At 38.2% G+C, this 24,542-nt stretch carries 21 protein-coding genes, 1 pseudogene and 1 other annotated feature; of the genes and pseudogenes, 13 read left to right on the plus strand and 9 right to left on the minus strand.

Annotated elements, in window-relative coordinates:
• Positions 1-86 precede the first annotated feature (86 nt).
• On the plus strand, positions 87-1,391 hold the full coding sequence (gene murC, locus AB3N04_RS15085; RefSeq protein WP_368503524.1) for a UDP-N-acetylmuramate--L-alanine ligase: 1,305 nt from the start codon (positions 87-89) through the stop codon (positions 1,389-1,391).
• 83 nt (positions 1,392-1,474) lie between these two features.
• Here murC and AB3N04_RS15090 read toward each other — a convergent pair whose 3' ends face one another.
• Positions 1,475-2,602 carry a M14 family metallopeptidase gene (locus AB3N04_RS15090; protein WP_368503525.1) on the minus strand — a complete coding sequence of 376 codons (1,128 nt, stop codon included), beginning with the start codon at positions 2,600-2,602 and terminating at the stop codon, positions 1,475-1,477.
• A gap of 133 nt (positions 2,603-2,735) precedes the next feature.
• Between AB3N04_RS15090 and AB3N04_RS15095 the strand changes: the two are divergent.
• A pseudogene (locus AB3N04_RS15095) lies at positions 2,736-2,834 on the plus strand (formaldehyde dehydrogenase); the annotation flags it as partial.
• Between the two features lie 36 nt (positions 2,835-2,870).
• Here AB3N04_RS15095 and AB3N04_RS15100 read toward each other — a convergent pair.
• A complete protein-coding gene (locus AB3N04_RS15100) occupies positions 2,871-3,986 on the minus strand; it encodes an aminopeptidase (protein ID WP_368503526.1) in 1,116 nt (371 codons plus the stop codon).
• Positions 3,987-4,158: 172 nt separating this feature from the next.
• On the opposite strand from AB3N04_RS15100, the gene AB3N04_RS15105 reads away from it, so the two are divergent.
• From AB3N04_RS15105 to AB3N04_RS15135, 7 genes are all read left to right on the plus strand, one after another.
• Positions 4,159-4,611: a DUF948 domain-containing protein gene (locus AB3N04_RS15105; RefSeq protein WP_368503527.1), complete on the plus strand. Its 453-nt coding sequence runs from the start codon at positions 4,159-4,161 to the stop codon at positions 4,609-4,611.
• Between the two features lie 9 nt (positions 4,612-4,620).
• Positions 4,621-5,067, plus strand: a complete 447-nt coding sequence (locus tag AB3N04_RS15110; RefSeq protein ID WP_368506067.1) for a YtxH domain-containing protein — start codon at positions 4,621-4,623, stop codon at positions 5,065-5,067.
• 277 nt (positions 5,068-5,344) lie between these two features.
• Positions 5,345-6,421, plus strand: a complete 1,077-nt coding sequence (locus AB3N04_RS15115; RefSeq protein ID WP_368503528.1) for a bifunctional 3-deoxy-7-phosphoheptulonate synthase/chorismate mutase — start codon at positions 5,345-5,347, stop codon at positions 6,419-6,421.
• A gap of 281 nt (positions 6,422-6,702) precedes the next feature.
• Positions 6,703-7,704, plus strand: a complete 1,002-nt coding sequence (gene ccpA / locus AB3N04_RS15120) for a catabolite control protein A (RefSeq protein WP_368503529.1) — start codon at positions 6,703-6,705, stop codon at positions 7,702-7,704.
• Positions 7,705-7,735: 31 nt separating this feature from the next.
• Complete coding sequence (gene motP / locus AB3N04_RS15125; protein ID WP_368503530.1) at positions 7,736-8,536, plus strand: flagellar motor protein MotP; 801 nt, start codon at positions 7,736-7,738, stop codon at positions 8,534-8,536.
• On the plus strand, positions 8,526-9,284 hold the full coding sequence (gene motS / locus AB3N04_RS15130) for a flagellar motor protein MotS (RefSeq protein WP_368503531.1): 759 nt from the start codon (positions 8,526-8,528) through the stop codon (positions 9,282-9,284). The genes motP and motS overlap by 11 nt, the downstream gene beginning before the upstream one ends.
• A 48-nt stretch (positions 9,285-9,332) precedes the next feature.
• Positions 9,333-10,034, plus strand: a complete 702-nt coding sequence (locus AB3N04_RS15135) for a 5'-methylthioadenosine/adenosylhomocysteine nucleosidase (protein WP_368503532.1) — start codon at positions 9,333-9,335, stop codon at positions 10,032-10,034.
• A gap of 12 nt (positions 10,035-10,046) precedes the next feature.
• Here the strand turns inward: AB3N04_RS15135 and AB3N04_RS15140 are convergent, their stop codons facing one another.
• From AB3N04_RS15140 to AB3N04_RS15150, 3 genes are read right to left on the minus strand one after another with little or no spacing between them, the layout of a single operon-like run.
• A complete protein-coding gene (locus AB3N04_RS15140; RefSeq protein ID WP_368503533.1) occupies positions 10,047-11,228 on the minus strand; it encodes an acetoin utilization protein AcuC in 1,182 nt (393 codons plus the stop codon).
• Positions 11,225-11,872: an acetoin utilization AcuB family protein gene (locus AB3N04_RS15145; RefSeq protein WP_368503534.1), complete on the minus strand. Its 648-nt coding sequence runs from the start codon at positions 11,870-11,872 to the stop codon at positions 11,225-11,227. Before AB3N04_RS15145 ends, AB3N04_RS15140 begins: the two co-directional genes overlap by 4 nt.
• A 48-nt stretch (positions 11,873-11,920) precedes the next feature.
• A complete protein-coding gene (locus AB3N04_RS15150; protein ID WP_368503535.1) occupies positions 11,921-12,553 on the minus strand; it encodes a GNAT family N-acetyltransferase in 633 nt (210 codons plus the stop codon).
• A gap of 224 nt (positions 12,554-12,777) precedes the next feature.
• Between AB3N04_RS15150 and acsA the strand changes: the two genes are divergently transcribed.
• A complete protein-coding gene (gene acsA / locus AB3N04_RS15155; RefSeq protein ID WP_368503536.1) occupies positions 12,778-14,493 on the plus strand; it encodes an acetate--CoA ligase in 1,716 nt (571 codons plus the stop codon).
• Positions 14,494-14,573: 80 nt separating this feature from the next.
• Here acsA and AB3N04_RS15160 read toward each other — a convergent pair whose 3' ends face one another.
• Positions 14,574-17,462, minus strand: coding sequence for a transglycosylase domain-containing protein (locus AB3N04_RS15160; RefSeq protein ID WP_368503537.1), 2,889 nt, complete (start codon positions 17,460-17,462; stop codon positions 14,574-14,576).
• 206 nt (positions 17,463-17,668) lie between these two features.
• Positions 17,669-17,874: a binding site (T-box leader), on the plus strand.
• Positions 17,875-17,954: 80 nt separating this feature from the next.
• On the opposite strand from AB3N04_RS15160, the gene tyrS reads away from it, so the two are divergent.
• Positions 17,955-19,199 carry a tyrosine--tRNA ligase gene (gene tyrS, locus AB3N04_RS15165; RefSeq protein WP_368503538.1) on the plus strand — a complete coding sequence of 415 codons (1,245 nt, stop codon included), beginning with the start codon at positions 17,955-17,957 and terminating at the stop codon, positions 19,197-19,199.
• 88 nt (positions 19,200-19,287) lie between these two features.
• Here tyrS and rpsD read toward each other — a convergent pair whose 3' ends face one another.
• Positions 19,288-19,890, minus strand: a complete 603-nt coding sequence (rpsD, locus tag AB3N04_RS15170; protein ID WP_047973103.1) for a 30S ribosomal protein S4 — start codon at positions 19,888-19,890, stop codon at positions 19,288-19,290.
• 504 nt (positions 19,891-20,394) lie between these two features.
• On the opposite strand from rpsD, the gene AB3N04_RS15175 reads away from it, so the two are divergent.
• Positions 20,395-22,290 carry a diguanylate cyclase gene (locus AB3N04_RS15175; RefSeq protein WP_368503539.1) on the plus strand — a complete coding sequence of 632 codons (1,896 nt, stop codon included), beginning with the start codon at positions 20,395-20,397 and terminating at the stop codon, positions 22,288-22,290.
• A gap of 33 nt (positions 22,291-22,323) precedes the next feature.
• Here AB3N04_RS15175 and AB3N04_RS15180 read toward each other — a convergent pair whose 3' ends face one another.
• Positions 22,324-22,803, minus strand: coding sequence for a GAF domain-containing protein (locus AB3N04_RS15180; protein WP_368503540.1), 480 nt, complete (start codon positions 22,801-22,803; stop codon positions 22,324-22,326).
• Positions 22,804-23,039: 236 nt separating this feature from the next.
• On the opposite strand from AB3N04_RS15180, the gene refZ reads away from it, so the two are divergent.
• The gene (gene refZ, locus AB3N04_RS15185) at positions 23,040-23,681 is read left to right on the plus strand and encodes a forespore capture DNA-binding protein RefZ (RefSeq protein ID WP_317121969.1); all 642 of its coding nucleotides are present in this window, start codon (positions 23,040-23,042) and stop codon (positions 23,679-23,681) included.
• Positions 23,682-23,684: 3 nt separating this feature from the next.
• Here the strand turns inward: refZ and hisJ are convergent, their stop codons facing one another.
• Positions 23,685-24,500, minus strand: coding sequence for a histidinol-phosphatase HisJ (hisJ, locus tag AB3N04_RS15190; RefSeq protein WP_368503541.1), 816 nt, complete (start codon positions 24,498-24,500; stop codon positions 23,685-23,687).
• Positions 24,501-24,542: the final 42 nt, after the last annotated feature.

The raw sequence follows: 24,542 nt of genomic DNA on the forward strand, positions 1-24,542 counted from the left end.
TTTATAAACGGTCTTGATTTACATATCTCATAACCTACACATGCATTGGACGCGTTTGAAACCATGAGGAATTTGGAGGTCCAACTATGACTAAATATCATTTTATTGGAATTAAAGGGTCAGGAATGAGTGCATTAGCACAAATTTTACATGACATGAACAAGGATGTACAAGGTTCAGATGTTGAGAAGCAATTCTTTACACAAAGACCTTTAGAACAAAAAGGAATACCATTGCTAGCGTTTAATCAAGAAAATATTGAAGAGGGTCAACAAGTCATCGTATCGGCAGCTTATGGAGAGGATCATGAAGAGGTTGCACGTGCGAATGAACTTAGTGTACCAGTTCAACAATACCCACACTTTTTGGGTGACTTCATTCAACAATTTACTAGTATTGCTGTTACGGGCTGTCATGGAAAAACATCTACGACTGGCTTGCTATCACATGTCTTAGGTTCAGCTTATCCTACATCCTACTTAATTGGAGATGGTTCAGGAAAAGGTGAGCAAGACTCAAAGTATTTTGTGTTTGAAGCATGTGAATACCGTCGTCATTTCTTAAACTACAAACCAGATTACTGTATTATGACTAATATTGACTTTGATCACCCAGACTACTTCAAAGATGTAGAGGATGTCTTCCAAGCTTTTAGTGAGATGGCTATGCAAGTGAAAAAAGCGATTGTAGCTTGTGGGGATGATCAACACTTACAAGGAATTCATGCCAATGTTCCTGTCGTATTTTATGGCTTTAGTGAACAAAATGATTTCCAAGCTAGAAATGTTGAAGTAACAAGTGAAGGAACAACTTTTGATGTGTATGTTCGTAATAACTTATACGGGACATTTACAATTCCTGGATACGGGAACCATAATGTACTAAATGCTTTAGCTGTTATTGCTCTTTGTCATTATGAAAGTGTTCCTGCTGAAGTTCTTGAAGCACATTTAAAGACGTTCCAAGGTGTAAAAAGACGTTTCACAGAGAAGGAAATGGGAGGTCAAATTTTGATTGATGACTATGCTCATCACCCAACTGAAATTGCAGCAACTGTCGATTCTGCAAAGAAAAAATATGCAGAGCGAGAGATAGTCGCGATTTTCCAACCACACACTTTTACACGTACAAAAACATTCCTACATGAATTTGCAGAAGCTTTAAAGCTAGCAGATCATGTTTATTTATGCGATATCTTTGGATCTGCACGTGAGCAAGCTGGGTCATTAACCATTCAAGATCTTCTCGATCTAATTCCGGATGCACAGTTAATCACCGAAGAAGATGTTGCTCGTCTTAAAGAGCATGGGAACAGTACATTATTATTCATGGGTGCAGGCGACATCCAAAAGTTCCAGAAAGCTTATGAAGAAACATTAACTGAGCAATAAAGATATTCTAATGAAAAACCCCTTATCGTAAGCAGAAAGCATTCTGATTACTAGATAAGGGGTTTTCTTTATTGGTTATTAAATTATTTATGAAGTATTTGTTCGGTAGTAAGGATCGCTTCGATTCCTAATCTAGCTTCTGTGATAACAGATTCTCTCCAATGCGGGTTATCAGGATAGAACATTTCTTTAAATTCACTTAAGATCCACTCGCGATCCTCTTCTTTACTTGCTCCTTCCCAATATAAGTGATTCTCTAATACAATCGTTTGAAACTCTCGAAATTCAGCTTTCTTTCCGGTTCCAAAAGTGCCAAATTCAAAGAGTGCAGAGAAGAGTTCCGTATCAGGAAATTCTTCCGTTTTAACCTTATGGAAATAATGTGTAGAATCTCCCTTCACTTTTTCACCAGTGAACAATTGGATATTCTTTAGTTGATAGTGGGATTTTAATTCGTCTTCATCTCGCTGATCTAAATTTGAAATAACCATTGTTATTTCGTTAGAGGGTCCCAATGCAGTATGCCAATCCATATGAATGACACGGTTGAAGTTAGCTAAAAGCTTCTTTTGTATAGATTTTAAGAAGGTGGTAGAGGGCTCTTCTATTCTCCCACCAAAATAAACCCCTCTCTCAAACTCAAATTGCCCCATACCTTTAGCTTTTTTTATTCCACCATATCCGGTAGTGACTAAAGCTTTACTGAGTTGTGTATAAAGCTTTCTCTTTTCTTGCTGTAAATCATTAATTTTCCCATTCGGAAGGAAAAGATCACTTTCTTTTGAATAATTCTCATTTATATCCTTAGGAACTGACTGTTTGTCATAAATATAATTACGATTTAAATCCACATTATTTTCGGTTACTCGTCGAAAATGTCTCATTCCCCAAGGGTTGAGAGCATGAATCAAGCAAATCCCTGTAGTATGTGGGTCAATTTGATCGAGATACTCTTCAACGAACAAATGAATCACACCAGCACCTGCGTACCCTTCGATTCCATGTTCACCCGTTGTAAAGAAAAGTACTTGTTTATTCGTAGTGAGTGCTTCTGCATAAATCATATCAATTGTGTTCTCTTCTTCGTTCCCAATAGATTTCGAAGTGATCACGGCATTTGGCCATTTCTCTTTAATTTTATCTAGATGAGAACGGAAAGCTTCTCTTGATTCCTCATATGTTGATTTTAAGTAAATATCGGTTTCAATCATCTCTTATACCACCTTTATGTTCTTTTCTATGAACATTTCCACGAATAACAAATATTAAACGTTACCGGTTTATAAGGTGCAATCAAAAAGCGTACATAATATACACTCTACCAAGATTTTGATCCGACTGCATATTATTACACGCAGAATGTCCTTATCAGAGGCTCCTAAAGCCTATGATATCTTTGATAAAAAAGAAGATGGTAACATTAAAGTTATTTTAAAGCCTTAATGAAAAAGAAGCTGCAGCGCTGCAGCTTCTTTTTCATTATTTCAAGTTTTCCGGATTTAGAGCTTCTAGTTCTTTAATGACAAAACGTCCGTCTTTACGAATAAGAACATCGTCAAAATAAATCTCTCCACCACCATATTCCGGTCGCTGGATATTTACAATGTCCCAGTGGATAGAAGAGTTATTCCCATTTGAAGCTTCCTCATAGCACTGTCCTGGAGTAAAGTGGAAGCTGCCATCAATCTTTTCATCGAAGAGGATATCCTTCATAGGGTGTTGAATATAAGGATTTACACCGATTGCAAACTCGCCAATGTATCGTGCGCCTTCATCGGTATCTAAAATGCGATTAATACGATCTGTATCGTTTGCTTCAGCCTTTATAATCTTCCCATTTTCAAAGGTGAAGGTGATCGACTCAAACGTAAAACCTTGATATGGTGATGGTGTGTTATAGCTCAATGTACCGTTTATTGAATCACGAATAGGAGCTGTATAAACTTCTCCGTCAGGAATATTCATATGGCCAGCACATTTAATGGAAGGAATGTCTTTTACAGAAAAGGTTAAATCAGTTCCTTCTCCTTTAATATGTACACGATCCGTCTTATCTAATAAGTCAACAAGCGAGTTCATCGCTTTATCCATCTTGCTGTAGTCCAGGTTACAAACATTAAAATAAAAGTCTTCAAATGCTTCAGTACTTGTATTAGCCAATTGAGCCATAGAAGAACTTGGATAACGAAGGACAACCCAGCGTGTCTTAGGAACTCGGATTTCACGGTGGACTTTAGTTCCCACAGTTTTCCCATGAAGTGCCATTTTCTCACTAGGAACATCAGAAAGTTCAGATATATTATCACCAGCACGAAGACCGATGTAAGCATCCATTTCTCCCATCACTTGAGCTTCAAATGCAGCCATCATGGCGAGTTGTTCTTCTTTTGCTTCAAGTAACAGTGAACGATCTACCTGATGGTCTTTTAGTAAAACAAATGGTAAGGCCCCAACATTATAGGCTTCTTTAACAAGAGCCGTTACTAATTCTCTTTGCAAGCCGAAATTTTCAATAAGGACTTTTTCACCTTTTTGTAAGTTGACGGAGTATTGAATTAAATTTTTTGCTAACGTCGTAATCCTTGGGTCTCTCATAAGTTTTGCCTCCTTTATGTACCCTTTTATTGTATACGAAAATAAGAAAACTTAATAGTAAGACAAGAATTCTAGAAGGAATTTCGTGAATTTTATCGAATTAGTCTTTTATAGATTGTTTTATCTGGTGAGAATAAGGGTAACTGAAGTTTAAGGAGGTGGAAGCAAACACATGGAAAGTTTACTTTATATTAGTGCCATTATCGTAGCTATTGCTTTTGCCGTATTAGTTGGCTATCTTGTTTTAACACTTAAGTCTGCTAATCGAACGCTTGATCATGTTGCCAATACAATGGCAGGTCTTGAAAAGCAAGTGAATGGAATAACTCATGAAACTGAGTTGCTTCTAAACAAAACGAATCGTTTGGCTGATGATGTTCAGCAAAAAACGGAATCTCTTAATACTGTTTTTGCATCAGTGAAGGAATTAGGAGACTCTGTTCAACAGGTTAATCGTTCAATTCGTCACGTTTCCGGAGTAGTATCAAATCAGGCAGTTAAACAATCTGAACAGATTGCTCAAGCTGTACAGTGGGGAAACGTTGCAATTGACTTTTATACGAAATTCAAAGCTCGTAAGGCAAGACAAGAACAAACATCTACATTACATAAGGAGGAGATTTAAGTGGGAGAAATGAACACAAAAGATTTTCTAATTGGGTCACTTGTCGGAGGGATTGTCGGAGCATCAACAGCTTTATTGTTAGCTCCTAAGTCAGGAAAAGAATTACGTGATGAGTTAAATGAACAAGCTCTTGTTGCTCGTGAAAAGACAAATCAATTCACGTCGACAGCTTACGAAAAAGGAAACGAATGGGCTAGCTATGCAAAAGAAAAATCAAACAATATTGCTAAGGTAGTATCAGATCAATCAGCGCAAGTTACTGAAAAGGTAAAAGAAGTAACAAATAGTGCTCGCAGTGAAGCTGAAGAGGTAAAACAATCTGCTCAAGAGCTAGCTGAGGACCTATCTGGCGATCTTCAAGCATCCGGTGAAGAAATTGCTGAAAATGTTAAGAGTGAAGTAGATGATATTCAAAATAAATTAGAAGAAGAGAAGGAAGCTCAACGCACAACTTAATCTTCATTATTGATGGAGAGCCAGCAAACACAGTAAGTGTGTTTGCTGGCTCTTTCTCATTAGATGGCAATGGTATCTCGATTAAAGAATGTATAGAATGTTTTGCATAAATGGGGCGATATATAGTAAGATGGGGGACAATTATTTAAAAACAAATCACTTTAGTGCTTAAAAGCGTCTAATTAGTAAAGAAAAAATTCGTGACATTCAGTTAATTTTGTTTTATAATGAATCCTAATCAAGAAAGAAGCCAAAGAGAAGAGGAGTGGAGAGTAATATGAGTAACGAACAATTAGATACGTTGAGATCAGAATTAGACGAGGTGAATCTGAAGCTTCTTGAATTAATTAATGAGCGTGCAAGAGTTGTACAAGAGATTGGAAAAGTAAAAGGGAAGCAAGGGGTTAATCGTTTTGACCCAGTACGTGAGCGTAGTATGCTAGATCATATTGCGGCACATAACGAGGGACCATTCGAAACATCTACTTTACAACATTTATTCAAACAAATCTTCAAAGCTAGCCTGGAGCTACAAGAAGATGATAATAGTAAAGCTTTACTCGTATCCCGTAAAAAGCACCCAGAAAATACAATTGTTGATTTAAAAGGTGAAAAAGTTGGAGATGGAACACAACGTCTAATTATGGGACCATGTGCAGTAGAGAGTTATGAGCAAGTTCTTTCTGTTGCAAAGGCAATGAAAGAAAGAGGCTTGAAATTATTACGAGGTGGAGCATTTAAACCAAGAACATCTCCATACGATTTCCAAGGTCTTGGTCTTGAAGGGTTGAAGATTTTAAAGCAAGTAGCAGATGAGCTTGATATGGCTGTTATTAGTGAAATTGTTAGCCCGCAAGATATTGAAACAGCAGTAGAATACGTCGATGTTATTCAAATTGGCGCACGTAATATGCAAAACTTTGAACTATTAAAAGCAGCAGGTTCGGTGAATAAACCTGTATTACTTAAACGAGGATTGTCAGCTACAATCTCTGAGTTCATTCATGCTGCAGAGTATGTTGTGTCAAAAGGTAATGGACAAATTATGTTATGTGAGCGTGGAATTCGTACATACGAAAAAGCAACTCGTAACACATTAGATATTTCAGCTGTACCTATTTTAAAACAAGAAACACATCTTCCTGTATTAGTAGATGTGACTCACTCAACAGGCCGTCGTGATTTACTTCTCCCGACAGCTAAAGCTGCCTTTGCAATTGGAGCAGATGCAGTAATGGCAGAAGTTCATCCGGACCCTGCGGTGGCTTTATCTGATTCTGCACAACAAATGGATATTCCTCAATTCAATGAATTCATTGATGAGTTGAAAGCTTCCGGGTTATATAAAGGATAAATAGCAGAATAATTAAGCCGTCCCTTATAACAAATATAAGGGACGGCTTTTAATTTAGATAAAAAGGTACATCCTATATAAAAGGTACGTTCATACGGTGACTATGCTGCAAAGTTGATACGATATGAAAAAAATGTGGATTCTTACACAAAGCTGTCAAATATTTTCCCTGAGTGTCGATATAAGTAGAGTAAAGACATTGCGGACCTCATCATAGTATCGTATGATAGCAATACATTGAATACGTGAATAATGCGTTAATATGATAGAGGAGGATTACAGTGAATACGACGATTTATGATGTAGCAAGAGAGGCAGGCGTTTCGATGGCGACCGTATCCCGTGTCGTCAATGGCAACCCAAATGTCAAGCCAGCAACAAGAAAGAAAGTATTAGAAGCAATTGAACGTCTTGGATATCGTCCAAATGCTGTTGCACGTGGTTTAGCAAGTAAGAAAACAACAACGGTAGGGGTTATTATTCCTGACATTTCAAGCATTTTCTTTGCTGAGCTTGCCAGAGGGATCGAAGACATCGCAACCATGTATAAATACAACATCATTTTGTGTAACTCAGATCAAAATAAGGACAAGGAAATTCATCTTATTAATACGCTTCTTGAAAAGCAAGTTGATGGAATTGTCTTCATGGGTGGTCAAATTACAGAGGAGCACGCTGAACAATTCAAGCGCTCACCTGTACCAGTCGTTTTAGCTGCGACACTTGATACAAACCTTGAAATACCTTCTGTTAATATTGACTACAAGCAAGCAGTTTATGATGCGATTACTCACTTAATTGAACAAGGTCATGAGCAAATTGGTATGGTATCAGGAACATTAGATGATCCAGTTAATGGCTATCAAAAGTTTGCTGGTTATCGTGCCGCGATTGAAGATGCGAAATTACCTTTCAATGATGATCTAATCGTCATTGGTGATTACACATATGATTCTGGAATTGAAGCGATGGATTCTCTTTTAGAATTAGATCAAAAGCCTACTGCGATCTTTGCTTCGACTGATGAAATGGCATTAGGTGTGATCCACGGTGCTCAAGATCAAGGGTATAACATTCCTAATGACTTTGAAATTCTTGGGTTTGATAACACGCGACTAGCAACCATGGTTCGTCCTACTTTATCAACAGTCGTTCAGCCTATGTATGATATTGGGGCTGTTTCTATGCGCTTGCTTACAAAGTACATGAACAAAGAAGAAGTAGATAATCATATCGTCGTCCTGCCACACCGCATTGAATTTAGAGATTCAACAAAGTCATAATTAATTGAAATGACTGAGCAGGGAGAGGAATATGAAAAAATTTGATATCTTGACGCCAATAGGAGTATTCCTTGGGATAACGGTCCTCTTATTGGCAGTATTCTCGAATTCAGGACCTTCAGGACTTATTTTCTTTATTCAAGTTGCTTCTATTTTAATTGTACTTGGAGGTCTAATTGCTGCTCTTATCATTACCTTTTCTATTGCTGATTTAAAAACAGTCCCTAAAGTGTTGAAGGAGTCTGTCCAAACAGTCAACCATGACCTTGAAGGCTTAATTGATACTTTTGTAGAATTATCCGGTAAAGCACGGAGAGAAGGTTTGTTAGCTCTTGAAGTGGGCTTAGAAGACGTGAAAGATCCTTTTATTAAAAAAGGAGTTTTACTTGCAGTCGATGGGATTGAGCCGGATATTATTAAAGACATAATGATGGCAGAAGTTGTAGCAATGGAAGAGCGGCATCGTAAGGGGCGTGCAATTATTGAAAAAGCGGGAGAATATGCCCCAGCTTGGGGTATGATAGGAACATTAATAGGTTTGGTTCTTATGCTACAAAACCTTAATGATCCTTCGACATTAGGTCCTAACATGGCCGTAGCACTTCTTACTACCTTGTATGGAACGGTCCTTGCTAACCTTATTTTTCTACCAATGGCAACAAAGCTTGCTAATAAAACAGATGAAGAGGTTTTTGTGAAGCAGGTTATTATAGAAGGTGTTATTGGAGTGCAATCTGGTCAAAACCCTAAAATTCTTGAAGAAAAGTTAAGCGCCTTTATGCGTGAGAAACCAAAGACTGAAGAAGCGGAGGATGAAGACGATGAAGCGTAGGCGACGCCAACAAGAGAAGGGTGCCCCGAAATGGATGGTAACGTTCTCTGATATGATGACGCTTATTCTTGTATTCTTTATCTTACTTTTTTCAATGTCAGTGGTAGATGCTCAGAAATTCCGTGCAATCTCAGAGTCTTTTCAACAACGACAAGTTTTTGAGTTTTTCCCATCAGCTATTGAATTTGAAAACCCTTCTGAAGAAATTGGTGAAGAGTTTCCTAACCCTTACGAAGATGGTGGATTTAGTGAGGAGAATTCGAATCCTAATGAGCTTGATATGGATGAATTATTAGAAGAAGTTCAAGAGTTTCTTGAAGAAAATGAAATGAATGAACTTATTTCTGCTACTCGCGATGATCGAGGGGTAGTTCTTGTTTTACAAGAGCGCACACTATTTGAAACAGCAGAGGCAGATTTAATTGACTCTGCAGAACCGTTTCTTGGAAAAGTAGGTACGTTGTTAAGTGCTATTCCGAATATGGTTAAAGTAGAAGGACATACAGATAGTAGACCCATTTCAAATTTTCGTTATCCCTCTAACTGGGAGTTATCTGGTGCGAGAGCAAGCAGTGTCATCCGTTATCTAGTTGAAACGAATGACCTTGACCCTCAACGTTTTGTAGCTACCGGGTACGGTGATACTCGTCCTGTAGTGCCTAATACAACTGTTGAAAACCTTCAGTTAAACCGACGAGTGGTCATTGTCATCTCTGATCCTACATATTCAAACGAGGATACATTTTAGCCCGAGAATTTTTCTCGGGTCCTTATTTTTGTTAGAGAGGTGAGTTCGTTGAAAGTCGCAATTATAGGTGCAATGAATGAAGAAATTGAACGAATGCTTACAGAGATGGAAGTCGAAGAAACAATTCACTATGCATCTGTTCGCTTTTATAAAGGTAAAATGCTCGGGCGAGACATTGTTTTATGTAAATCAGGGGTCGGAAAAGTTAACGCAGCATTAACTACTCAAGTGTTAATCGATCGTTTTGGTATCACTCATATTTTATTTACAGGAGTTGCGGGTGCTCTTGATGAACGATTGGATGTAGGAGACCTTGTCATCTCTACAAGTGCAATGCAACATGATTTAGATGCTAGTCCATTGGGCTTTAAACGAGGTGAAATTCCGATGTTTGAGGGCGATTCAGACTTTAGGGCTTCAGAAGCTCTGTTAACATATGCTGAAAAAGCAGCAGAAGTTCTAGGGGACCGAACCGTCATAACAGGAAGAGTTTTAAGTGGAGATCAATTTATTGCTGACGCAGAACAAGTAGCAGAATTAAGAAAAACCTTTAATGGAGCTTGTGTGGAAATGGAAGGTGCTTCGGTTGCACAAGTGGCAACAATGAATAAAATTCCGTTTGTTATTATTCGTTCAATGTCAGATAAAGCAAATGGAGCTGCTTCTATGAGTTTCACTGAATTCACTGATATTGCTAGTGAGCAATCTCATATCCTTGTTAAGTCTATCTTACAACAACTTAAAGGATAGCAGTTTTATCTGCTATCCTTTTTTAGCTATGTTTTTTTTCTCATTTCGAATATGATAAAGAGCTTTCTCTAATGTCTTATTATTCTTTTCAGTGATCTCAAGTTTTCTTGGAATATTAGGAATAATTGATGGATCATCATGCCAACTAGTCGGTAGCTCATCAGTTGTCTCCGGTTGCCATCTTTCTAACCATGAGGTAGGGATGGGGTCGTCAAGTATATGCTGTTGATTAGTCATCTCAAGCCAAATAACAGACCAAGCACGAGGAACCACTCTCCACATATCATATCCGCCACCACCTACTGCAATCCATTTCCCTTCACAGTAGTGATGGGCTAATTCATGGGCTAGCTTAGGGATAAACTCGTATGTTTTCATTGAAGAACATAAATGAGTTAAAGGGTCATAATGATGTGCATCAACCCCATTTTGCGTTAAGATGACATCTGGTTTGAAGAATTCTACAACCTCTTTAAAGGCCGTTTCATAGACATGGATAAATGAATCGTCTTCTGTAAATGCATCAATTGGAAGATTGATAGAAAAACCATACCCCTTACCAGATCCCTTTTCTCCCACACTTCCCGTACCAGGGAAGAGGTAGCGCCCAGTTTCGTGAATACTTAATGTACAAACATTAGGATCGTCATAAAAAGCCCATTGAACCCCGTCACCGTGATGGGCATCGGTATCAATATAAAGCACTTTAGCACCGTACTTTTGCTTAATGTATTCAATTGCTATTGAACTATCATTATAAATACAAAAGCCCGAGGCACGTCCTTTAAAGCCATGATGTAAGCCGCCTCCTAAATGAAGGGCGTGTTGGCTTTTTCCAGTCATTACAGCGTCAACAGCAGTGAGGGTTCCACCCACTAAAAGGGAAGCTGCTTCATGCATATTAGGGAAAACAGGGGTATCCTCCGTGTTTAATCCAAAGTTTGAAGCCATTCCGTCAGAAAGCTCACCCTTTCCACCTTGCTTAACCGCATCAATAAATGCCGGATCATGTACAAGTTCAAGTTCTTCATCGGTTGCCATTCTTGGTTCAATCATCTGCTCTTTTGATAAAGCTTGAGCGCTTTTGAGCAAATCATAAGTCAGCTGAAGCCTTTGATGATTAAATGGGTGACTTTCATTAAAACGATAGGTCAGCTGTTTGTCTGAATAGATAAATAGAGCTTCGTGTGTCATAGGTTAATCCCTGGTTGTTTTGGCCAAATGACCTCATATCCTTCTTTTTCAATCGCATGAATGATACGTCTTGGATCCATTGTTTGGACTCTAAAAACAAGGATTTTGTATTCAGGATTTTTAGAAGGATAAACAAGGACACTTGTAATATTAATATGAAGCTCTTTGAAAATATTTGCAATACTAGCAAGCATTCCTGTTTTGTTTTGCACTTTTACTTCAATATGAGAACTAGGTTGGTGAGCACCCATTAATTCAACCAACGTATGAAGAACATCTGTCTCTGTAATGATTCCTAACAACTCGTCATCTTCTGTGACAGGTAAACATCCAATGTTATGTTCATAGAAAATGGTAGATACCTCTTCAACAAAATCAAGCGGATGAGCAGTAATCACATTCCGTTGCATAATTGATGATACCGGTTTCAAAAAATCTTCTAAATGCTCTGTTGAATGAAAGATAGAAGGACTCGCATCTCGAATGTCTCGATCCGAAATAATCCCAACAATTCTCTTATTAGGCCCCTCTACTATAGGAATATGACGTATACGATACTTATCTAATAGTAACATCGCATCTTTGATAGGAGCATCCTCAGTCAAAGTTAATACGTCTCTTTTCATTATCTCTTCTATAATCATGGCTGTACTCACTCCTTTTTCAAATGAAAGTAAGTCAATTGCTAGATATTAGTACATAAAGCGATTTTGGAATCTAAGTTGATCGAATTGTTGAATAGAATCAGTATCAATGCGTTTACCAATTCTAGCCATCAAGCAGTTTGCTGGGTGAGAACTGATCTCAGGGTCGTCTGTTGCATACCATTCTAACCCACCGGCATTCATCATTTTCTCCATTACTTTACGATAAGCCCATACATCAAGGCCGCTTCCTTTAAGATCCCAATGCCAATAATACTCAGTTGTAATGACAATGTAATCTTCCATTGCATCATCCTTCATGGAGAGACGAAGGAGGTTTTTACCTACTTGAGCTCCGCGGTACTTTGGAGCAATTTCAATGGCTCCGAGCTCAATAAGATTTTCCATTTTACCTTCAGACCATCTTTCCATCGGATCAGGATAAACAAACGTCACATAACCAACAATTGTATTTTCATCTCGCACAACGTTGATTCGGCCTTCCGGAAGTTTTGCAATTCCAATTAAAGCTTTCTTTTGTTCAGTTGAAGGTCTAAAAGAAACTAAGTCCTCATGAAAATCATAAGAAGCTAACTCCTCAGCGGAAATAGGACCTTCTAGTAATAACGTTCCCTCAGAATAAGTAACTTCCATAGAATAATACGTCTTAGGATGATCCATTTTGTAGTAACCACCTTTTGCCATGCAGATTCGCCTTTATTATACATGATAAAGGAGCTTAGTTGGTAAGTTCACAGAAATTAGCGAAAATTGTTCAAGAATTGTGAGCCACTTTCAGTAAGTAATTTACAAAAGTCGACTTGACTATTAATTTAAAATTGAATAAATTTTCAGTCTGTATTATAATAGATTTGAAAATACATATATAGAGAGGAAGATGTATAATGAATGTGCAAGCGCTTCCATCTGAAAAAGGATTATTTAACTTAGAAAATTACGATGAGGCTGTAAAAAGTTTTGACTGGTCTACCGTTGAAAAAGAATTTTCATGGAGTGAGACAGGTCAATTAAACCTAGCTTATGAAGCGATTGATCGTCACGCAGAAGGTACAAAAGCAGATCATGTTGCATTGTATTATAGCGATGCAAACAGAGACGAAAAGTATACTTATAACGATTTGAAAATTCAGTCAAATAAAGCGGGTAATGTGCTTAGAGATATTGGCGTTGAAAAAGGAGATCGAGTTTTTATTTTCATGCCTCGTTCACCTGAACTTTATTTCTCCATTCTTGGAACAATCAAAGTAGGGGCTATTGTTGGTCCATTATTCGAAGCCTTTATGGAAGGTGCAGTACGTGATCGTCTTGAAGATAGTGAAGCAAGAGTTCTTATTACAACTCCAGCATTACTTGAGCGAGTACCAGTTGATGATCTACCTAATCTTGAAAAAGTATTAGTTGTAGATGAGTCAGCTAAAGAAGAAGGTCCTTACTTAAATTTCTTCACACGTTTAAATGCAGCAAGCGAAGAGTTAGATATTGAATGGGTAGATCGTGAAGATGGTTTAATTCTTCATTACACATCTGGTTCAACAGGAAAGCCTAAAGGTGTTCTACACGTTCACAATGCAATGCTTCAACATTATCAAACGGCTAAGTGGGTACTTGACCTTAAAGAAGACGATGTATACTGGTGCACAGCAGACCCAGGTTGGGTAACAGGTACGTCTTATGGAATCTTCGGGCCTTGGCTTGCAGGTGTAACAAATGTTGTTCGTGGCGGACGATTTAGTCCGACCGACTGGTACGACACATTGCAACGTTATAACGTATCAGTATGGTATAGTGCACCTACAGCGTTTCGTATGCTTATGAGTGCAGGAGATGAACTTGTTAAAAAGTATGATCTCTCTTCACTTCGTCATATTCTAAGTGTTGGTGAGCCTCTAAATCCAGAAGTTGTACGTTGGGGAATGAAGGTCTTCAATTTACGAATTCATGATACATGGTGGATGACTGAGACGGGTGCGCAACTTATTTGTAACTACCCATCTATGGAAATTCGTCCTGGATCAATGGGTAAACCGATTCCGGGTGTGAAAGCCGCTATTATTGATGATCAAGGAAACGAGCTACCTCCAAATCGTATGGGTAACTTAGCGATTCAAAAAGGCTGGCCTTCAATGATGCGTGCAGTTTGGAACAATGAACCAAAGTATAAGAGCTATTTTGAAATTGAAGGCTGGTATGTTTCTGGTGACTCTGCTTATATGGATGAGGATGGATATTTCTGGTTCCAAGGTCGAATTGACGATGTAATCATGACATCTGGAGAGCGAGTAGGACCTTTCGAAGTCGAAAGTAAGCTGGTTGAGCACCCAGCTGTTGCTGAAGCAGGGGTTATTGGTAAGCCTGACCCAGTTCGAGGAGAGATCATTAAAGCCTTTGTTGCACTTCGTGAGGGATATGAAGTGACAGATGAGCTCCAAGAAGAGATTCGTAACTTTGTTAAAAAAGGATTAGCTGCACATGCAGCACCAAGAGAAATTGAATTCCGTTCTAGTTTACCAAAAACGCGTAGTGGTAAGATTATGCGTCGTGTCTTAAAGGCATGGGAGCTTGACTTACCGACTGGCGACTTATCAACAATGGAAGATTAATAGAGTAGCACCGTTTGCAGTTTGCAAACGGTGTTTTTATATAAAAAAGCGAAACCCGATTAAAGGGTTTCGCTTTTTTATTATTCATCATCTGAAGAGTCTTCTGGATCGTCGGTTTCTTCTGTATCTGGCGACTCTTCCTCTTCATCACTTTCTTCATCGTCATTATCATCTTCTGTTTCTTCATCAGTGTTTTCTTCTTCTTCGGATGAAGGCGTTTCTTCTTCTTCAGCTGGCTCAGAGGATTCTTCTGGTTCTGACTCCTCTATTTCTTCTGAGTAATCAGCACCTTCAGCTTGGGAAGAAGAGGAGGACTCTCTTCCGGCTGTATCCACAGCTGTTACGTAATAAGCATAAGAACCTCCGCTTACTGAATAGTTTGTAGAAGTATTTCCTTTTACAATACCTACTTGTTCAAAGTTAGTGCTTCCATTGGAAGCTCTGTAAATACGATAACCTACAATATCATTATCCGAGTGCTTACTCCATGTGAGAGTATTGTTGTTTAATGAAATACCACTCACAGCTCCTGGCGCTCGTCCGTTATTAGGGGCATCACGGTCAGGCACGATTCCCTGCATGGAATCTGGTAAATACTCACCGATATTGCTAACACCAAATATTGTATCAGGTACAGTGACGCCCACATCTGTAAATTCTTGTGGTGTAGAACCAAGTGCAAGGTAATTTTGATCGTTTATACTTACATAACGTGCACTATCTAGATTAGAGTCATCTGATCCTGGTAAGAAATTAGCGTTAAATAAATCAGATCTCACAAGGCCAGCTTGCTCACAGAGAGAGGTAGGTGCTTGTCCTGTTATACTACAAACAGATCTGCGTACAATTCCTTCAGGCATCGCAAACTGTTCACTTGGCGCTATTAGCTCTGGCTTTTGATCATAAGCAGCATTAGCAATATTGGACCAAATCCGTTGAGTTCGTGGACCATAACGTAAACCGTTTACGGTGACTTCAATTTGTTGCTCTTGGGGGTATCCAATCCAAACCCCAAGTGAAACGTTAGGGTTTGTGGCAACGAACCAAGAATCCTTATATTCTCCAGTAGTCCCGGTTTTACCTGCCCAATCAGCTGAGAACTTCAAGTTTCCAGGTACAGAGCTAGCAGTTCCACCAGGACGTAGTACATCCCTCATCATATCAATACTTAAATAATTGGTTTGCGGTGTAAAAACATTGACTTCTTTATGTTCATGTTCATATACGCTCTCTCCAGATGCCGTTTCAATTCGTTCAATCATGAAAGGAGCCACACGATTACCATTATTTCCAAATGTGGAAAAGGCACTTGTGTTTTGTTCCACGGTTACTTCAACGGCACCAAGTGCTGCAGAAGGGTAGGGTTGACCCTCACTAGGGTTGAAACCTAAATTAATCATTGTTTCACGAAGTCGTTCATGTGGCACTTCCAGAAAAGATCGTACTGCAGGTACATTTCGTGAGCGTGCGAGTGATTCTCGTACAGTGATTAATCCAGCAAAATTTCTATCAAAATTTCTAATTGGTTGATTACTACCAGGATAATCTGCTGGTGTATCAGGTACAACAATACCAGGCTGAATGACACCAGTCTCTAAAGCTGGACCGTATGCTAACAAAGGTTTCATCGTTGAGCCATTAGGACGCTCAGCGCGTGTTGCATAGTTAAAGTAATTATTATTAGATGCACCTTCATCGCGACCACCTACAAACCCTATAATCGCACCAGTTTGATTTTCTATTAAAACAGCACCTACTTCTTCTTGTTGCTCTTCTTTTATTGGACCAAATAAGGAAGGGTCATTAACAGACTCTTGCATCGCTATATAGATATCTTTATCGATAGTCGTATGAATTCGGTAACCACTTCTTCTTAGATCTGCTTTTGCTTCAGCATCAAGTTCCTCGATAAGGGCAATTCGCTCCTCGCCTTCAAGTTCGCTCAATTTTTCCTTGTTCTCTTTCATTAATTGATCTAGTAGTATTCTCTCAGCTCTATACATTACTTCAAACGTTAAATAAGGATAATCTTCTATGGGTGATGGTGTTCTATCTGTGAGATTTTCACGAATATCGTATGTAAGTGCTTCTTGATATTCCTGCTCATTAATAAAACCGCCTTCATACATTCTTCGTAATACGGTATCCATACGTCTAAGGCCTGCTTCTAGACTATCTTTAACTTCACCACTTCCTGTAAAAGGAGTGTAGCCGAATGGACTTTGGGGTAAACCAGCTATGAATGCAGCTTGTGGAATGGACAAGTCTTTTGCATCGACTCCAAAGATACCTTGTGCGGCGGCTTGCACTCCAGCAATTTGTCTACCTGAAGCATTTCGTCCAAAAGGGACCACATTAAGATAAGCTTCAAGGATCTCCTCTTTATCAAGGAAATGCTCTAGCCGCATAGCAAGAAGAATTTCCGTTGCCTTACGGTCAAATGATACTTCACTGGTTAAAATTTGTTGCTTAATTAATTGTTGAGTTAAAGTACTACCTCCTGTTTGTACAGAGGAGTTTGCCACCTCTTGGAACGTCGCACGCATAATGGCTTTAGGGACGATCCCTTCGTGTTCATAGAAATGTTCATCTTCAGTTGCAATAACAGCATTCTTTACGTGTTTAGACATTTCATCTAACGAAACTTGATGTCGCTCCAGTTCGGTTGGAAGTTCTCCTATATACGTATCATCTGCAAAAAAGATTTGACTGGATTCTTCGTAGTTATAAATGTCAGCTACCATAGAATCTTGAGATCGTAATGGTTCATCTTTAACTAAAGATGCAAAATAACCAGCTGCGGTTCCTCCAATAAAGAAGATAGACATTAATCCAACTATCATAATGATAAGGAATAAGTTCCAAAATACTTGATATGTAATGCCTATCTTACGAAAGATTTGTTTTTCATGTAACTTTTCTGAGAATAATCTCAATTTATCAACCATTTGAGAATAAAAACTCTTCATAGCAAACCTCCTGAGATTTCTAAATAAATGCCTAGAGTAATGGCTTATAACTTTAGAAAATGTATGTAAAATAGTCTGATCTAAAGCAAGAATAACAGCCATATTATAGCATAGGTTGACAATTGATGATATGTTTTTACATATTATCTCCAGTAAAGACGTTGACAACAAAAATAAAAATGTGGTAAAAAGAGAACAGTATATTTAAGTTCGCTTTGAAGGGTCGAAGTAGGTGCTATTTACTTTTTTAGAGAGCTGATGGTAGGTGCGAATCAGTAAAGGGATAGTATACGAATTACAGCCTGGAGCATTTCTTGTCTAACAAGAACGGTCATTCCGTTATCATGTTGAGTGGGAGCCTATAGTAATATAGCTTCAACAAGGGTGGTACCGCGAGAACCTCGTCCCTTTTTTGGGAGGAGTTTTTTTTATGCCCAAATTCAAATAACAGATGACTAGGATTATGGATTGGCTTTTATAAGAGGAGGCAATATGATGAGTGAAGAATTGAAATTAACAGAAGAACAAACGAAAGAAGTAGAACGTCAGCTTGAAATTTTAAAGCGAGGTGTTGTAGAAATCACCCCTGAACATGAATTGAAAAAGAAAATTGAGAAATCAGTTCTTTCAGGTAAGCCTCTTAAAATTAAATTAGGAATGGATCCATCGGCACCAGATGTTCACTTAGGCCACACGGTTCCTCTTCACAAACTTCGTCAATTTCAAGAGCTAGGTCATGAAATCCAAATGCTAATTGGAGATTTCACAGGACGTATTGGGGACCCAACTGGTAAATCTGAGACTAGAAAACAATTATCTGATGAAGATGTAAAAAGAAATGCCCAGACGTATGTAGAACAATACGGCAAGATTCTTGATATGGATAAAGCTACTATTTACTATAACTCAGAATGGTTAAAAGCTCTTTCATTTGAAGATGTCATTGGGTTGTCAGCAAATATGACGGTAGCTAGAATGCTTGAGCGCGACGATTTTGAAAAGCGTTATAAATCAGGTCAACCCATTTCCATTCATGAGTTTTTCTACCCATTAATGCAAGGATATGATTCGGTCGCTTTGGAATCAGATATTGAAGTAGGTGGAACTGATCAGAAGTTCAATCTACTAATGGGCCGTACGTTGCAAGAAGCATACGGTAAAGAAAAGCAAGTTGCGATTACCCTTCCTTTAATAGAGGGTCTAGACGGGGAAAGAAAGATGTCTAAGTCACTAAATAACTATATTGGTATTGATGAAGCACCTAATGAAATTTTCGGGAAATCAATGTCGATACCAGATGAATTAATGATTAAATATTACAAGCTTGCAACGGACTTACCTATGGATGAGATCAACGCCTTAGAAGCAGGAATTAAAGAGGGGACAATCCATCCAAGAGACGCTAAAATGGACCTTGGAGCCAAGTTTGTTGAAATGTATCATGGAAAACAAGCTGCAGAGGAAGCGAAAACTTATTTCCAAACCGTTTTCCAAAAACGTTCACTCCCAACAGACATTCCTGAAGTTGAGTGGACAGGCGAGAGCGAAGTATGGGTGGTTGACCTTCTTGTTGAGTTAAAGATGATGTCTTCAAAAGGTGAGGCTCGTCGTATGGTTCAAAATGGCGGAGTAAAACTGAATGAAGAAAAGGTAGAAGATGTTCAAACTCAAGTTAAAATGGAGAACGGACTCATTGTTCAGGTAGGAAAACGTAAATTTGCTAAAATTATAATGTAATGTACAAAAGAAGAGCATTGATTTGCTCTTCTTTTTTTATGCATAAAAAAAGAACCTGGCATAAGCCAGATTCTTTTCATCACTACTATTAACGAGAGTAGAACTCAACGATAAGAGCTTCAGTGATTTCAGCAGGAAGTTCAGAACGCTCAGGTTGGCGGCTGAATGTACCTTCAAGCTTTTCAGCATCGAAAGTAACGTATGCTGGTACGAAGTCAGTAGCTTCAAGAGCTTCTTTGATCGCACTTAGATCACGTGATTTTTCACGAACAGCAATTGTTTGACCAGGCTTCACGCGGTATGAAGGAATGTCTACGCGACCTCCATCAACAACGATGTGACCATGGTTAACTAATTGACGAGCAGCACGACGAGTACGAGCAAGACCCATACGGTAAACTAGGTTATCAAGACGTGATTCTAAAAGAATCATGAAGTTTTCACCGTGAATACCAGGCATTTTGCCAGCATCATCAAAAATACGACGGAATTGACGCTCATTCACACCAAACATGTGACGAAGCTTCTGCTTCTCTTGAAGTTGAAGACCGTATTCCGATAATTTTTTACGTTGGTTTGGACCGTGTTGCCCTGGAGCATACGGACGCTTTGATAATTCTTTACCAGTACCGCTTAGAGAGATTCCTAAACGACGAGATAATTTCCAAGATGGACCTGTGTAACGAGCCATAATAAGACTCCTCCTTGTTATTTTGATGTTGCAAAATAACAACCGATGGGTAATCCCTTAATATGGTCATTTTGCCTTCATGTATCTTCGCTTCGACAGCTAGAAGTTACGCGATACACCTCAAGTTTGCAGCCGCATACCGAGGAACAAAATGATCTTACATACTAAGCTTACCTAGGCTGTCGTATTTCACACAAAGATCAGTATAACTTTTATGCCTGAGCAAGTCAAGCTTAGTCTTATAGTAAATAATAAAGAGATCGTGAGTAAATTGTCGGAAAGTTTTCGTGAAAAAATAGTGGTAAATTATAGTAATGTTATATTAGTTGATTTATAATAACAGTAACAAATACCTACGTGAGATATGAAGAAAGGTCTAAACTGATCATTTTATCCTATTCAACTTGTGCTCTAGAACACAAATAAGGCTGGATCATTGCTATTCGTACTATTAATAAAGCTAAGCGAACTGAAGTATTCATATATGTGGTGGTGTATAAGTAAATGAGTAAAACTCAGGGTGAAAATGCGTTTGGGATGAAAATGGAAATTGAAGAATGGTTAGTCGGGGCAAATTACAAAATAGAATTTTTGGAACTCGCTTCTTCATATCAAACACTAGCAAAAAAGGTAGGAAGATCGGAACAGATAGAGACGGTAGCATTGTATGAGAAAATCCATGATTATTTTCATCTTATTCAAACGAATGGTGATGAGGTTCCAGCTCAAGTGCCACAAGAGTTAATCGAGCAACATATACAGAAAGTAGATGATGAACAAAGGTATTTCTGCATAGAAGGTAACATCATTTCTACTAAGCCAAAATGGAACCTATGTATACCTCTTTATCAAAATGACAAATGTTTTGGATTGATCATTCATACGTTTTTGAATGCAGGGGCTGCAAAATCTTTTATGAATAAGAACCTATCACTAGACCATTTCGAATCATTATTTGCTCAAGGATATGATCGCGATAGAGCAAATAGTATAGGAATAAAACGAGATCTGCTATTGCAAGTAACAAAAAAATGTCACGGGTCAATGGATATTAGGGAAGTACTGAAACAAATTGTCACTGCTCTTAATCAAATTTTCCCAAATGGAACGGTTCATTTATATTTAACACATGAATGGAAAGTCGATCAGGACTTATCCATTAAGCCACTTATGTACGGGATTGAAAATAGTAATCGCTTTGCGGAACATGCTTATTTAAAAGGTGAATTGCAAGTTGAGCGAGCGGGGAGAAACATAAATATATATGCTCCGTTACGTGGAAAGCAAGCGGTCTATGGAGTTGTTGAATTAGAGGTCCAGATGGCTAAGCCACTTTTGAAGTACGAAATTGAATTTATAAATATGTTAGCTGACACAGGTGGAAATGCTTTAGAGAATGCTGAACTCTATCAGCAATCGCGGAATCTAAATCATGATTTACAGCTTATTAATCAAACAACCCATCAATTAAATACTCATTTAAGATTAAAAGATACAATTAGCTTTATGACCAAGCAAATTGTGGTCTCATTTGGAGCTGAACAAGTCGGTTTTGTCTTATTTGAATCCGGTGGTGACATCAAGGTTATGAAAGGAAGTACACCTGCATTTGAATCAACTTCCCTATTAACCGTCTTAGACCAACTATTTATAGAGATGAAACATAATAGAGAACCTCAATTTATTGGTGATTCCCAAAATCATAAACTATTTAATCACCCAAAGTATCGTACACTTCTTGCGGTCCCAATGATACAAAGTGGTGTACTAAAAGGAGCTGTGATTGTTCTTCATTCAAAGGCGTATCGCTTTAGTTATGATAGCTTTAAGTTACTTCAATCACTCGTACGTCATTCCACTTTAGCTTTTACGAATGCAATGTTGCATGAAAGATTAGAAAAGCTTGTGATAACTGACCACTTAACCAACCTCTATTCGAGAAATTATCTTGATCAAACCATCTATGAATCATTAGAAAATGATGGATATGGTGCTTACCTTTTATTTGATATTGATAATTTCAAACAAGTAAATGACAATTATGGTCATCAAACGGGTGATGAAATTATTGTACAGGTAGCAAACATTTTGAAAGGGAGTATTCGGGATGAGGATGTTGCAGCTAGGTGGGGAGGAGAAGAATTGGCGGTTTATTTACCAAAGGTTGAATTACTTGCTGCTGAAAAAATCGCAGATCGAATTGTTTTAGCGGTGGCAGAGGAAACGAATCCTTATGTTACGATCTCATGTGGTGTTGCTTATTGGCACAAAGAAGACTGTCCTATGAGTTCAAAAGAGCTATTGAAAATGGCAGACGATGGACTTTATGCTGCAAAGAAGTTAGGAAAGAACCGTTCGTATGCTCAACAAGAACTACATGCGTATAAAGAAAAAGCCTAAAAACAGCAAAGTTTTTAGGCTTTTTCTTTTTTTTTAAATATGGCGTTCCAATTCTTGTACAAATGATTCAAGGTGGATTTGATCTTCACTTGTAAAGCGGTTAAGGGAAGGGCTATCAATATCAAGAACACCGATTAATTCTCCGTTCTTTTTAAGAGGAATGACAATTTCAGATCTTGAGGCCGCATCACATGCGATATGTCCTGGAAAAGCCTGGACATCTTCTACACGCATCGTTTGTACCTTTTCAGCAGCTGTACCACATACACCTCTCCCTACGGGTATACGTACGCAAGCAGGCAATCCTTGAAAGGGGCCAAGTACAAGTTCATCTTCTTTATACAAATAAAAGCCTACCCAGTTGACATCTTCTAGAAATTGATTAAGTAAGGCGCAAGCATTTGACAAATTGGCAATCAAATCTTTCTCCCCACTTAACAAGGCTTTAAGTTGCTTTGTGACTAATTGGTAGTTTGATTCCAGCGTTCCTTGATAAGATTTTTGATTAAACATTAGGGGCCTCCTCCAATAACACTTATGAATTTGTTGTTAGTTTACCGTAATAGGAGAATTATTTCAAAAAAAGTTGCTAAATTGAATGAACCTTTAAAGAAGTGACTACTAAAAATGAAAAAAATGTAGAAAGGTTTTAAAGGAGATGTCGAACGTTTTTAAAAGGGATTAGAGTTCTAGAATCGAAAGGTATTGGGGAGAAGGAAATGAATCTAGTTGCCTAAGGGGGAGAGTGCATGAGCGAAGCAACACGTGACAAGATGAAAGAAGCAGCTGCCCGTTTATTTTATACTCAAGGCTATCATGGAACTTCAGTCCGGCATATTGCCGAGCAAGCAAATGTCAATATAGCTCTTGTATCATACTATTTTGGAGGGAAAAAAGGGTTATTTGAACAGCTAATGACCCAATTCCTTGAAGGGTACCTAGAAGCTATGCACATAGATGATGAGACACGTATGAAAAGCACAAGAGAACAATTGTTATCAGTCATCCGTTCCTTATTAAGCTATCAACAAAACCATTACCATTTAGCTAGAATGGTTCATCGGGAAATGACGATGGATTCAGTATTGGTACGGGAGTTAATGTCTACTTATTTACGGAAGGAAAAGCATGACTTTGAACAGCTGTTAAGACGGGGAATGAAAGAAGGAAGCTTTAATAAACAACCGATAGATTTTGTCTTAATTCAATTGAGAGGCATGATTACCTTACCTTATTATTCACCTCAATATTTAAGAGAGCTTTATCAATTATCAACGACTGAACCCTATTTTATTAATCGCTATGTGGAACATCTGACATCATGGATTGATTCATGCCTATGCGGTATCGAGCCGACACGAACCAATCGGGTGATGCTAAAAATAAATTGATTGTTAAGGTGAGCTTAATGATTGCTTTGTGCTAAGCATATCCACACCAGAAAACATGCCTTTAACTTGATGAGCATCTGAACCATATACTAAGGGGATGCCCATTTCTGAGGCTGCTTCTGCAATTTCTGCAGAAGGATAAGTGAGGCCACACAATGGTTTAAGTGTTCCAGCTCCATTATAATCAAGTTGATACCCTTTTTGATGAATGAGGCTCAAGATGGTCTGTATATCCTGGCGATAGGATTTAGTCGCAGGGTATTTTTTTTGGAATTTTTCACATAGAGTAATATGACCTATGCGTGTTGGTTTAAATGTTCCGAGGTTTGCTTGGACTGATTTTTTTAATGTTTCATAATAAAGCTGATAAACATGGTCAACTGACCCGAGAAGGTCCGAGCATGTTTTAAACGTGTCTGGACTATAATCCATACAGTAATAGATATCCTCGATCTTTAAAAAATGAACCGAAAGAATACTATCATCTAAAAAAGGACCATACGTATCTAAAAATTGTTTCGTTTCTAATTCAAACCCTTCGACAAAGTCTATTTCCAGTCCAATTAAAACAGTTAGTTTGCTTTTATAATAAGACTGGATGGCTTGGAGCTCTTCTATGTATGATGTCAAATGTCTTTCATCCATTGCACTATCCATTGTTGGGGTAGGGTCAATAAAGCCCTTTGGCAAGGGAGCGTGCTCAGTAAATGTAATGCCGGTTAGGCCTTTTTGGATAGCTTGTTCGCAATATTGAGCAAAAGAATCCGATGAGCCGTGTGGACAATAATGAGAATGTATGTGTCCATCATGTTTAATCATTTAATATCCCCTTTCAAAACTTATATTAATAAGAAGATGTAA

It is taken from the genome of Alkalihalophilus sp. As8PL (assembly GCF_040939795.1).
In the GTDB taxonomy this organism is placed as follows: Bacteria; Bacillota; Bacilli; order Bacillales; family Bacillaceae_D; genus Alkalihalophilus; species Alkalihalophilus lindianensis.